The organism is Rhizobium sp. WSM409, from assembly GCF_057653825.1.
Genome location: NZ_CM172794.1, coordinates 2,655,051 through 2,666,805 on the forward strand (window position 1 = coordinate 2,655,051; position 11,755 = coordinate 2,666,805).

General features: G+C 61.9%; 14 protein-coding genes and 1 riboswitch. Of the genes, 5 read left to right on the top strand and 9 right to left on the bottom strand.

Features of this window, described 5'->3' with window-relative positions:
- Window positions 1–13 precede the first annotated feature (13 nt).
- On the bottom strand, window positions 14–1,117 hold the full coding sequence (locus AC25BC_RS13390; RefSeq protein WP_012758127.1) for an adenylate/guanylate cyclase domain-containing protein: 1,104 nt from the start codon (window positions 1,115–1,117) through the stop codon (window positions 14–16).
- 283 nt (window positions 1,118–1,400) lie between these two features.
- On the opposite strand from AC25BC_RS13390, the gene AC25BC_RS13395 reads away from it, so the two are divergent.
- The gene (locus AC25BC_RS13395) at window positions 1,401–1,625 is read left to right on the top strand and encodes a hypothetical protein (protein ID WP_128440337.1); all 225 of its coding nucleotides are present in this window, start codon (window positions 1,401–1,403) and stop codon (window positions 1,623–1,625) included.
- Window positions 1,626–1,740: 115 nt separating this feature from the next.
- Here the strand turns inward: AC25BC_RS13395 and AC25BC_RS13400 are convergent, their stop codons facing one another.
- Both AC25BC_RS13400 and AC25BC_RS13405 read right to left on the bottom strand, forming a co-directional pair.
- Complete coding sequence (locus AC25BC_RS13400) at window positions 1,741–2,049, bottom strand: GCG_CRPN prefix-to-repeats domain-containing protein (protein ID WP_017994604.1); 309 nt, start codon at window positions 2,047–2,049, stop codon at window positions 1,741–1,743.
- Window positions 2,050–2,229: 180 nt separating this feature from the next.
- Window positions 2,230–2,676, bottom strand: a complete 447-nt coding sequence (locus tag AC25BC_RS13405) for an SRPBCC family protein (RefSeq protein WP_128440338.1) — start codon at window positions 2,674–2,676, stop codon at window positions 2,230–2,232.
- Window positions 2,677–2,915: 239 nt separating this feature from the next.
- Window positions 2,916–3,058, top strand: a riboswitch (FMN riboswitch).
- A 78-nt stretch (window positions 3,059–3,136) separates the two neighbouring features.
- Here AC25BC_RS13405 and AC25BC_RS13410 point away from each other — a divergent pair.
- Window positions 3,137–3,571, top strand: coding sequence for a 6,7-dimethyl-8-ribityllumazine synthase (locus AC25BC_RS13410; protein ID WP_012758131.1), 435 nt, complete (start codon window positions 3,137–3,139; stop codon window positions 3,569–3,571).
- A 67-nt stretch (window positions 3,572–3,638) separates the two neighbouring features.
- On the opposite strand, the gene AC25BC_RS13415 is transcribed toward AC25BC_RS13410, so the two are convergent.
- The 4 genes from AC25BC_RS13415 to AC25BC_RS13430 form a co-directional block, all read right to left on the bottom strand.
- The gene (locus AC25BC_RS13415; protein WP_128440339.1) at window positions 3,639–4,409 is read right to left on the bottom strand and encodes an SDR family oxidoreductase; all 771 of its coding nucleotides are present in this window, start codon (window positions 4,407–4,409) and stop codon (window positions 3,639–3,641) included.
- 65 nt (window positions 4,410–4,474) lie between these two features.
- Window positions 4,475–5,320 (bottom strand): alpha/beta fold hydrolase, encoded by an 846-nt coding sequence (locus AC25BC_RS13420; protein ID WP_128440340.1) that lies wholly within the window; start codon window positions 5,318–5,320, stop codon window positions 4,475–4,477.
- Between the two features lie 46 nt (window positions 5,321–5,366).
- Window positions 5,367–5,966 carry a TMEM175 family protein gene (locus AC25BC_RS13425; protein WP_017994608.1) on the bottom strand — a complete coding sequence of 200 codons (600 nt, stop codon included), beginning with the start codon at window positions 5,964–5,966 and terminating at the stop codon, window positions 5,367–5,369.
- 38 nt (window positions 5,967–6,004) lie between these two features.
- Window positions 6,005–6,715, bottom strand: a complete 711-nt coding sequence (locus AC25BC_RS13430; protein WP_128440341.1) for an alpha/beta fold hydrolase — start codon at window positions 6,713–6,715, stop codon at window positions 6,005–6,007.
- Window positions 6,716–6,877: 162 nt separating this feature from the next.
- On the opposite strand from AC25BC_RS13430, the gene AC25BC_RS13435 reads away from it, so the two are divergent.
- Together AC25BC_RS13435 and AC25BC_RS13440 are read left to right on the top strand one after the other, a co-directional pair.
- Window positions 6,878–7,498, top strand: coding sequence for a CGNR zinc finger domain-containing protein (locus AC25BC_RS13435; RefSeq protein ID WP_012758136.1), 621 nt, complete (start codon window positions 6,878–6,880; stop codon window positions 7,496–7,498).
- A 187-nt stretch (window positions 7,499–7,685) separates the two neighbouring features.
- Window positions 7,686–8,375, top strand: coding sequence for a VOC family protein (locus AC25BC_RS13440; protein ID WP_017994610.1), 690 nt, complete (start codon window positions 7,686–7,688; stop codon window positions 8,373–8,375).
- 270 nt (window positions 8,376–8,645) lie between these two features.
- Here the strand turns inward: AC25BC_RS13440 and AC25BC_RS13445 are convergent, their stop codons facing one another.
- Window positions 8,646–9,530, bottom strand: a complete 885-nt coding sequence (locus tag AC25BC_RS13445; RefSeq protein WP_017994611.1) for a LysR family transcriptional regulator — start codon at window positions 9,528–9,530, stop codon at window positions 8,646–8,648.
- Window positions 9,531–9,653: 123 nt separating this feature from the next.
- Here AC25BC_RS13445 and ampC point away from each other — a divergent pair, with 123 nt between their 5' ends.
- A complete protein-coding gene (gene ampC / locus AC25BC_RS13450; protein WP_128440344.1) occupies window positions 9,654–10,811 on the top strand; it encodes a class C beta-lactamase in 1,158 nt (385 codons plus the stop codon).
- Window positions 10,812–10,934: 123 nt separating this feature from the next.
- Here the strand turns inward: ampC and AC25BC_RS13455 are convergent, their stop codons facing one another.
- Complete coding sequence (locus AC25BC_RS13455) at window positions 10,935–11,711, bottom strand: DUF1194 domain-containing protein (protein WP_012758140.1); 777 nt, start codon at window positions 11,709–11,711, stop codon at window positions 10,935–10,937.
- Between the last annotated feature and the right edge of the window lie 44 nt (window positions 11,712–11,755).

The window sequence follows — 11,755 nt, forward strand, 5'->3', positions numbered from 1 at the left end:
CCCTGTCCGCAGCTCAATCCTCAAGCAGGGTGAAGACCGCGCAAGGGTCGGCGATGCCGCGCAAGGTGTGCTCGCCGAGCGGCATCAGCGCCGTCGCCGTATTCGCCGCCACCGCGCCCGAGATCAACACGCTTCGGCTGAGCGGCTTGCACAGCCCTTCCAGCCGGCTGACCAGATTGACGGCGGAGCCGATAGCGGTGAAGTCCAGCCGGTCGGCAGCACCAATATTCCCCCACAGGATCTCGCCGAAGTGCAGTGCTGCGCCGAAGGGCAGCGGCGCTAGCCCCTGCGCCTGGCGAACTTGATCGAGATGGGCCATGCCGGCGCGGCTGGCGGTGACCGCGCGCAACGCTGCCTCGCAAGCCTCGCGATCCCCTCGGCCTGTGTCGCCCTCGCTCGACGTAGCCGTGACCGGAAAGATCGCCAGCACGCCGTCGCCGATGAACTTCAGCACCTCGCCCCCGAAGGCATGCACGGCGCCTGCGACACGGTCGAACCAGGCGTCCAATGCGGCGATCATCACGTGAGGCTCGGTCACCTCGGAGAGCGCGGTGAAGTCGCGCAGATCGGCGCAGAGAAGGGCTGCGCGGATGGTCTCGCCGGTACCGCGGGCAAGCGCGCCGGCCTGCACCCGGGCGGCGCTGCGCCGGCCGAGATAGGCTTCAAGCAGCGCGGCCCGCGCCTCCCGCGCCGCCAAAGCGGCGAGCGGGGCTACGGAAAAACGCGCGACTTCGCGCAGCAGGCCAGCCTCGGTCGGGCCGAATGCGCTGCCCCCTGCCCCGTTGGCGATACCCGCCCAGCCGAGTATCGGACTATCCTGCGAAGGCCCGATTCTCTCCTCCCATACCGGTCCGAGCCCAGCCAGCCACTCGCGCCCAGCCTCGCTCTGCGGCGCCGCGGCAAAGGCCAAAGCCTCGATGACAGCATCGGTCTCGGCTCGCCACAGCCAGGTGCGCCGCGCGATGATCGGATGCGGCACCGAAAGTGTCAGCGCGCCGCCGGAAATCGGCAGGCCATCGGCCAGCAACCGGCGCCCGAGCTCGGCCAGAAACCGTTCGGGACCAGGCGAGGCCCCGGCCTCGTCAACCAGCCAGGCAAGGGGAGATGGCAGATCCATGGCTTAACATCGCACGCTCGCCGGGACGTCCGCAAGGATATCCCTCGGGGTGACCGCTGGCGGTCATCCCTGGGTGCGACAAGCCGACGTTCGCACGTCCATCAGGACACCCCGCGGGTGTCCGTGAAGACATTCCCATAGACTCAACCTGTCGCCCCAAAGGACGTCCACTCCCCTGTCGAAAACCCTTCGCCGCGGTGGAAAACAAAAAATAAACACTTTAAACTTGCGCGACTTTGATTCCATTATAGGGCCGTTCGTCATCGTGTGATTGAGGGGTACGATGGGCACGGTATTCTGGCCGAAAGATCCGCTGGATGGGAATGACATGACGCTGCTGACGTCGATCCTTCGGCGATGGTGCGAAAGGTATCAGGTCGAGCTGACGGCGGAAGAGAGCAGCCGCAAGGCAAAGGAACTCGTCGAATGGTTCGAATTCGGCGTCAAGGATCCCGTCGAGCTCGAGGAATTGATCGACGACAAGCACTGGCTCGTCAGCAGGATCTGACCCTCTCGGGTAAATCGGGAGAACGCTGGCTGTCAGCGTCGGCGACGCTTTTTCATGAGAAAAGGCCGGGCGAAAATCGCTCCGGCCTTCGTCCATTTACATCTAAGCGAGACTTTTAGTCATTATCCCGCCAACGCCGGTCGCGATCCCAGCGCCGCTCATGGCGCCAGCGCGGGCCATCCCAATCGCGGTGACGCCGCTCCCAGCCCCAGCGGGGCGGACCACCGTAGAAAGCTACCGGCGGCGGGCGTCTCCAGCTTCGCCGGCATTCGCCCCAGCGCGTCAGATGCCAGCCGCGACCGCAGGCGTAGTCGACCTTTGTGACACTGCTCTGGACATTGATTGTCCCCATCGGCATTGCCTCCGCGGTACCGATCGAGAGGCTGCCGGCAAGCAAGGCAGCCGCGATAGAAAGTGCCTTCATCGTGAACTCCATTTTCAATCCAGCCGTCCGCAGATTAGGACCGCTAAATTGAACTGGAGATGAACTGCGCGTTCATGTTTGCGGTAGCAAAAGAAGCGCTTCCGCACGACCCGCTTGGGCGCTCGCCGACCGTTGTTGTCACAACCGCAAGCAGAGACGCCCCGCTGCCGGCAAATTTGTTCATGTCCGGCCGTAAAAAGCGTCGGGACCCGGATCCCGCCCGGCGGCGACTTCGGTCAGGCGCCCCAGGTAATGCGCCCAGCCTTCCGCATGGCCGGCGCATTGATCGGCGCTGGGCAGGCCGCTATGAGTGAGCCGCAACAGCGTTCCGCCCTCCTGTTCGATCAGGTCGATCTCGACCAGGCTCGACCCCGGCGGCACCACTTCGCTGCCGTCCCAGCCGAAGCTGTAGGCAAGGCGATGAACCGGCACCACCTCACGAAACGAGCCGCGCGCAAAGCGGGCGCCGGTGACGTTGACGAGATAGAGCCCGCCGGGCTGCGGCTCGACCTGCGCTTCCGTTCCCATCCAGCGCAGGATCTTCTCCGGATCGGTCATCAGCGCAAACACCGCGGCCGGCGGCGCCGCAATATGCGCCTCGCGGTGAACGACGAAAGATTCTGGCATCACTCTCTCCCATGGTTGTCACGGCCTCGCCCAGGCGGAGACAGCGCGTCCTGTCTTGTCGTGCTTCTGACGTGGATGTCCTCACAGAGAGCATGTAGGCGCAAGCTCCTCCTCCGCAAGAGGGATTGCCCGCCGCCATCGGCGAACGAGCGAAATCGCCGCTTGGGGAGCCTGATCCAGCTCCGGCCGCGAAAGCATATCGACCTATTGCCAGCCCGCCGCCTTCCCCCTATTGTCCGCGCCGTTCTCAGGGCGGGGTGCAAGTCCCTACCGGCGGTATGCAATTTCGATTGCGAGCCCGCGAGCGCCTTCTTAGGAAGGGTCAGCAGATCAGGTGAGATGCCTGAGCCGACGGTCATAGTCCGGATGAAAGAGAACGTGCGTTCCTGCCGCCCTTGCGGCTGTCGGGAACGTTCGTGATCGCCTTGGGTGATGTGTCTGTTCGCCAAAGGAGATTACCGTGACACCCACCCGCTACGCCTTCGTCAAAGCCAGTTGGCACGCCGACATCGTCGACCGCGCCCTTCATGGCTTCCATCAGCTTATTCCGCCCGAGCAGGTCGACGTGTTCGACGTCCCCGGCGCATTCGAGATGCCGCTGCTTTCCCGCGATCTTGCGGCAACCGGACGTTACTGCGCGGTCATTGCCGCCGCCTTCGTCGTCGACGGCGGAATCTACCGCCACGAATTCGTCGCCCAGGCCGTCGTCGATGGGCTGATGCGCGCCGGCATGGATACGGGCGTGCCGGTACTGTCGGTCTCACTGACGCCGCATCAGTATCAAGAAACCGAGCACCACAAGCAGATCTACCGCGCGCACTTCGTCGAGAAAGGCCGCGAAGCAGCAAAAGCGGCTCTGACGATCGGCAAAACGCGCGCCGCTCTTGCCGCGTAGTCAGCGGTTCGACGAATAGAGGAACGCAGGAGATGAAGACGGCGGGGCACTCCCGCCGTCGACCGCATCAGATCGACTTCACCTCGCCGCCATCCATGCGTAGCGCCGAGCCGGTCATCCAGCGGGCACCCGGCGACACCAGGAAGGCCATCAGTTCGGCGATTTCCTCCGGCTCGCCGTAGCGGGCAATGCCTGCCTGTTCGGGGAAATGCGCGGTCGCCTCCTCCACGCTCACACCGTGCAACGGTGCCCAGTGCTCGAGATAGGAGCGGCGCCGGCCGGTCATGACGGGACCGGGCAGCACGCTGTTGACCTGCACGCCATCGGTGATGCCGCGATCGGAAAAGGCCTTGGCGAGTGCGACGATGGCAGCATTGATGGTACCGACCGCCGCATAAGGCGCCTTTGGAAACACCGCCGAATTGCCCGACATCAGGACGACGGAGCCGTTGGTCTCCTTCAGTGCCGGCCAGGCGGCAATCGTCAGGCGCCGCGCACCGTGCAGCTTCAGCGCCAGTCCACCTTCCCACTGCGCGTCGGTCATCTCGAAAAGATCGATCTGCGGCACGGCGCCGGCGATATTGAGCAGCGCATCGATGCGGCCGAAGGCACCGAGCGCCTGATCGACCACGGCCTGCGCCGCCGCCGGCTCAGCAAGGTCGGCGCCGATGACGAGGGCCTGCGCGCCGACCGCCCTCACCGCCTGCGCGGTCTCCTCCAGATTGGCGCGGTTGCGCGCGACCAGCACCAGCGCGGAAAAATCGCGCGCGAGGCGCAGCGCCGTCGCCTGGCCGATGCCCTGGCTGGCGCCGGTGATGATGGCAACTGTATCAGACATGTCGTCTCTCCTGTTGGCTTGGGCGACCGCCCGCCCCTTCCGGCGGGCAGCGCCTGGTTCTGCTCTCAGCGGGCCAGAAAATCGCGGATCGCAGCCGCGATCTCTGCGGCATGCGTTTCCAGCGCGAAGTGGCCGGTGTCGAGGAAGCGGACGACCGCATTGGGATTATCGCGCTTGAACGCCTCGGCGCCGGGCGGCAGGAAGAACGGATCGTTCTTGCCCCACACGGCCAGGAACGGCGGCTTGTGGGTGCGGAAATAATCCTGAAAGGCAGGATAGAGCGCGACATTGCTCTTGTAGTCGCCGAAGAGGTCGAGCTGTATGTCCTCGACGCCGGGCCGCGCCAGATAGAAATTGTCGAGCGAATAGCCGTCGGGCGAAACCGTCGTCGGATCGGCAACCCCATGCGTATATTGCCAGACCGTCGTTTCCGGCTGCAGCATCGCCTTCAGCGCATTGCGGTTCTCCTCGGACGCATCCTCCCAATAGGCCCGGATCGGGTTCCAGCCCTCGCTCAGGCCCTCGACATAGGCGTTGCCGTTCTGCGAGATGATCGCCATGATCCGGTCAGGATGTTTCACGGCCAGCCGGAAGCCGGTCGGCGCGCCGTAGTCGAACACATAGACGGCGTAACGATCGAAGCCGACGACTTCGGTGAAACGATCGATGGTCGTGGCGATCCCGTCGAAAGTGGCGCCGCGTGCCGGCAGGTCGGATCGTCCGAAGCCCGGAAGATCGGGCGCGACGATGTGGAAGCGATCGGAGAGCAGCGGCATCAGGTCGCGGAACATGTGGCCGGCGCTCGGAAAGCCGTGCAGCAGGAGCAGCTTCGGAGCATCCGGCGAACCGGCCTCGCGATAGAAGATGTTGAAGCCGTCGACGTCGGCGGTGCGGTATTTGATGGTGGACATGACAGTCTCCTTTGCTGTGATAACTTGATTGGTATTTCCGGTCTGGTTATTCCGCCTGCCCTTGCTGGCGGCTGTTGAAGATCTCCGGCTGGAGATAGAGAACGAGGGCGCAGCAGATCAGGAAGAAGCCGAGGAGCGGTACGAAGGGAGCAACAAGCCCCGCCACGGCAAAGATCGCCAGGCCGATGAGCGTCCGCCGGCGCGCCAGGCGGCGGGCGGGTTCCGGCATGGCGCCCGCCTCGGCTTGCGCGAATATCTCGCGCTCGAACATCAGATAGGCAGCATTGACCAGCACGAAGACCGCGGCATAGACGGCAACCGGCATCGGCGCGAGGCCGGTCCTCGCCATCCAGGCCGTCGTGAACGGCAGCAGCGACACCAGGAAGAGGTGCACGAAGTTGATCCAGATCAGCCGGGTAGAGGCAAAGCGCACCAGCCGCAGCAGGTGATGATGGTTGATCCAGATGATCGCGATGAACAGGTAGCTCAGCGCATAGCTGACCAGGATCGGCCAGAGCGAAAGCACGGCTGATATGTCGGGAACCTTGGGCGCCTTGAGCTCCAGCACCATGATGGTGATGATCACCGCGATCATGGCGTCTGAAAAGGCGCTCACCCGCTCGGTCGTCATCTTCTCTCCGTGCATCTCGATTTCCTCCTCATCCCTTGTTTTGACAGTTGAATTCAGGCTGCCACCGCGGCGGCCGCCTCCCTGACGATGTCGAGCACGGCGGCAGGCGCCGTAACGATTGGCGTGTGATCGGCGGCGTGTGAGCGCACCCGCGCCTGCATGCGCTCGGCCATGAAGCGCTGATTGTCGGCAACGATCATCCGGTCCTGTTCCGCGATCAGGAACCAGGCCGGACGGTCCTTCCAGAGCGGGCGCGGCACGGGAACAGTGATGCAGGCCGGCGAGATCGGCCGCTGTACGGCGGCAAGCACCGCCTGCTCACCCGCCTCGGCATTCTGCGCGAATGCGGTGCTAAAAGCCTCTAGCGGCAGATAGATCAGGCCATGACTGTCGGGCGCGAGCTTCGGCGCCTTGGGGTGCGGCTCGCCGCGATAGAAGATATCGGCGACCGTCTCGCCTTCATCAGGTGCCAGGGCGGCGATATAGACCAGCGCCTTGACCTTCTCGTCCCGGGTCGCAGCGATCACCGCGCCGGCATAGGCATGGCCGACGAGAACCACCGGCCCGGTCACCCGCTCCAGCGTGTGCTCAAGGGCTGCGACATCGTCGCTGAAGGAGGTCAGCGGCAGCGGCACCGCGAACACGCTCAAGCCTTCGGCGGTGAGCGGCAGAATGATTTTTGTCCAGCTCGAACCATCCGCCCATGCGCCGTGGACAAATACGACATTCACACTGTTCGCGAGATTCACATTCTCGGGGGACATCAGCGTTCTCTTTGCTCTGCTAAAGTAACCTATCTAATGTATTTATGACGGTTACTCCCAGAGCGCATAACTTGTCAAGCGCCTTTTAAGAGGTTACATATCACTCATGTCTTCGAGAGACCGCCAGCGGTGCACATCGTGGCGACCGGAACAGGAGTTATGATGGACAACCGCTCACCTGCCCTTTTCGTCGGCGATGCGCTGGGACTGGATTTTTTGAATTCGATCGCCACTCCGGTCGATACGCCAGTCGACTGGATCGATGATGGCAAAGGCCTGCTGCGCTGGCTGGAGCAGGCGGGGCTCGTCCCCCATGCGACGCTGGAGGCAATGCGAGCGCAGGCGCTGCCGGGCGAACTCGACAAGGTCGCAGACCAGGCAAGGAGCCTGCGCGAATGGTTCCGGGATTTCGTCCGCAGCCACAAGGGCCACCCTCTTCCGGCAAATGCCCTGGAGGAGTTGGAGCCGCTGAACCGCCTACTCGAACGTAACGAGGGCTTCAGCCGCATCATCGCAGGACATGCCGATGCCACACTCGCACTTCAACCAATGCGCAAATGGCGCGCACCCGATGCGCTGCTGCTGCCGGTCGGCGAGGCGCTGGCGCAATTCGTCTGCACCGAGGATTTCTCCACGGTGAAGGCCTGCGAAGGGCCGGCCTGCACGCTGCTCTTCGCCGACCACACCCGAGGCCACCGGCGGCGCTGGTGCAGTATGGCGATGTGCGGCAACCGCGCAAAACAGGCAGCTCACCGGCATCGGCTGAAGGCGGATCATGAGTGACGCGCCGTCTGCGGGATCTTCGCATGGCCAGGCCGGGATCTGCCTTCAACAGGAATGGGCGTGGAATCCGCCAATGCCAGCCAAATCAGACAGAATAATTGATTCGACGGCCTCACAGCGCTGTGGTCCACTGGCCGGTGACATGTATCGCCATTCTTAACGCATCCAAAACGCCAAGGAGCTGAAGATGAGCAATGCCATGCGCAGTGAAACCCCCATTGAGACCCCGAGAACACAGCCCGTCGACACCAAGCTCGAGGTCGTCGTCATCCCTGTTTCCGATGTCGACCGCGCCAAGCGTTTTTACGACGGCCTGGGTTGGCGGCTCGACGCCGACTTCGCCAATGATGCCGATTTCCGTGTGATCCAGTTTACCCCGCCCGGCTCCGGCTGCGCGATCATCTTCGGCAAGAACGTCACCGCCGCGCCACCCGGCTCGGCCCAAGGCCTTTACCTTATCGTCTCCGACGTCGAGGCCGCCCGCCGTGATCTGATCGCCCGCAGCGTCGAGGTGAGCGAAGTGTTCCATGACGCGGCCGGCGTCTATGCCGGCAAGGACGAACCATACCTGTTCGGGCGGCTCCGCATTGCCGGCCGCGATCCCGATCACCGCAGCTATCGCTCCTTTGCCTCCTTCAAGGATCCCGATGGCAACGGCTGGCTGTTCCAGGAAGTCACCACGCGCCTGCCGGGACGCATCGACGCCGACGGGACGACATTCACGACCTCGACCGATCTCGCGTCAGCCATGCGCCGTGCAGCGACCGCGCACGGCGAACACGAGAAGCGAAACGGCGGCAAACACGACGACAACTGGCCGGACTGGTACGCCGAATACATGGTCAGCGAACAGGCCGGCAAGCAGCTACCTCTATAGGCGGTGACATCCTCTGAGAAGTAAGGGAACTTCGGTATGGCGCGCGCCATACCGAAACGCTTTATCGTGTCTTCGCCTCACCAATCTCACCGGTCTCCTTGCCGACGTCAGGATGTCCCCCACCCTCTCGCTGTTGCAGTCAACCTATTATCCCGTCGGCTATATCGGCCCGGACGTCGGATATGAGTCCGCCTCGCGCATTGCGGCTTCGCGCCGGCCCCATCCGCGGGGCGCAGACCGAAGTCGGATATTGGGGTGCGCCGGAAGCCTTCATTGAGATGCGGGAGACTTCTGCGACGTTATCCAATCGGAAAATGCAAGCATGGCTGCTGTTGGCGGCCTCGATTGCAGCCGGGTAAGCCAATAGCTCCCCAATGATATGGTCGTCGGAAAAGGTTGTCTAACAGCCCCCGAGGATAGATGTCTGGAAAACATCGACGGCGGTGCCAGAGCGATCCCCAGTCCTTGCAGGGCCGCTTCCATCATGGCGAGGGAAGAGTCGAAAACGATACCGGCGTTTATCTGTGCCGCCGGAGGGACGTCCGCTGCGGTAAACCACGTGCTCCACTCGTCCGCCCTATAGCTCCGCAAAAGCGTCGCCTCGACCAGATCTGCAGGCGACTTTAAACGCTCGGCCAATTTGGGTGTGCACAGAGGAGAGAGCGGAGCGTCGAACAGACGCAGCGCCTCTGTGCCGTGCCAGGAGCCGCTGCCGAAGCGAATGGCAAAGTCCAGTCCCTCGGCCGCCATATCGACGCGATTATTGTTAGTCGAAACGCGCACATCAATGAACGGATGCTGCTGTTGAAAATCCGAAAGCCTTGGCAACAGCCAGCCGACGGCAAACGTCCCGACCACGCCCAGGAACAGCAATTCCCGAACCTGCCCGGCTTCAATCCGGTCCAGCATGATCGCCATCTGATCGAAGGAATTGGTCAAGGTCGGCAAAAGAGCTTCGCCTTCTGCGGTGATTTTCAAGCCCCTCGGGAGACGCTGAAAAAGGGCAGCCCCCAATCGCTTCTCCAGGCTTTTGACCTGCTGGCTGACAGCGGCCTGGGTAACACAAAGCTCGATCGCGGCGCGGGTGAAGCTGAGATGTCTCGCCGATGCTTCGAAGGCCCTCAAGCCATTTAAGGGGAGGAATTGCCGAACCATCTTAGCCCTAGATTTTCTTGGATCTCCTCCGAGATATCATCGTTTGCTGCCGCAAAACAGTGCCATTAAATGCCGTCCTCATGCGCCTTTGCGCTGATGAAAAGCTGCCTGCGGAGGATGAAAATGAATCGTAATTGGATAAAAATTCTATCGGCCGCATTGGTCTCGACATGCATTTCCACAAGTGGCCTTGCGGCTGACGCGCTGAAACTGAAAGCCATCTCGGACGCCGCGATAAGACCAATCATGGATAAATACGGCATTCCGGGCATGGCCGTTGCCATCGCCGTTGACGGGCAGAACCACATCTTCAACTACGGCGTCGAGTCGAAGGACACGAACAGGCCCGTCAGCCCGGCGACCATGTTCGAACTGGGATCGATCAGCAAAACCTTTACAGTCACCCTCACCTCCTACGCAGACGTGACCGGCCGACTTTCGCTGTCGGACAAGGCAAACAAATATCTGCCGGCGATGAAGGGAAGGCCGTTCGGCGATGTCGTCCTGACGGATTTGGGCACCCATACGGCTGGTGGATTTCCGCTTCAAGTTCCCGATGAAGTCAAAACCGAGAAGCAACTGATGGAGTATCTCGCAACCTGGAAACCCTCATATGCCGCCGGAACGCACCGGACATACGCCAATCCAAGCATCGGGATGCTTGGATATATAACGGCGAAAAGCATGAATGACGGTTTCGTCGCTTTGATGGAAGGCAAATTGTTTCCCTCCCTTGGATTGAAAAGCACGTTTATTGATGTGCCGAAATCGCGGATGGCGGATTATGCCCAAGGCTACAAGCGGAACGGCGAGCCGGCGCGGATGACACCTGCCATTCTTTCGTCCGAGGCCTATGGCGTGAAATCCACAGCAAGCGACATGATCCGGTTCATCGACGCGAACATGGGACTGGTCGAACTGGGCGATAAGCTCCAGCAGGCGATCAATAACACGCATAGGGGATACTTCGATGTCGGCGCGATGACCCAAGACCTTATTTGGGAGCAGTATTCCTATCCGGCGACGCTGACGACGTTGTTGGACAACAATTCCAGCGCGATGCTGAAGACCATTCCCGTCAAGCAACTGACGCCCGCAATGGAACCGCGCGAGGATGTCTGGATCAATAAAACCGGCTCAACGAATGGTTTCGGCGCATATGTCGCGTTCATCCCGAAGGAGCGGCTCGGCATCGTCATTCTGGCCAACAAAAACTATCCCAACGAGGATCGCGTCTCTGCCGCTTACCGGATACTGACTGATATAACGTCGGCGCGCTGACCCGGTAGAGCATGATGCCGAAAAGTGTACGCGGTTTTCGGACAACATCATGCTCTAACTATCTAATTCAGAACAGGATTGAGATTTTAGGCCGCCCCGGCCTAAAATCATCCTGTTCTGGCATCAACGGTCGAAGATGTCCCGCCATTGCTTCTCACCGATCAGGCAGTCGGCGCCCGTCTCGGCGCCGGCTGTTTTCTGCACCGTCGCCGGCGGGGATAGGCCACTGATCTCCAGCACCAGCTTGCGGCGCACGGCAACGGCGAAATCCTCGATTTTGCGGACCGGCAGCACGAAGGCGCCGGGACCACCGATCACACAATCCGCATAATATTTGTCGAGCCCGTTGGGTGCATCGGAGGGCCGCAGCATGATGGCGAGACCATTGATGATCATGCCGGCTTCTACCGCCTTGTCGCGGGCGGGGGTGACGGGATTGCCGGAATTGTTCGGCCCATCGCCGGAGACATCGATCACCTGGCGCCTGGACTGAAAGGGACTGGAAACGATCATGCTGGCGCCCTGGGCGATCGCGGTGGAGATCGATGTGCGCCGCTGCGTGGCAATCGGCCGGGCTTCGAGTTTATCGGCAAAAGCGATCGCATCCTCCTCCGTCTCGATCACCTGCCAGTCGATGACGGAATCCTGAACGACATAGCCAGCCCATTCGAAATAGCTGATGGCGATGCGGCCGGTCAGCCCGTCCTTCACCGCGTCGATGAATTCCTTGTGCTTGAGCGCTTCGACATAACCCTCGCGCTGGATGCCGATCTCCTCGAAGTCCATCGACCGCGAGGTGTCAACGGCAAGCACGAGGGTCACATCGACCTCGCTTCCCCCCGCCTGCGCGATGGGCACGAGGCCGGAAAGACCCATAAGCACCGCAAGTGTCGTCAGCATTGGCAATCCAATCCCTGCGCCATCCAAGCGGGAGAACTCTAACA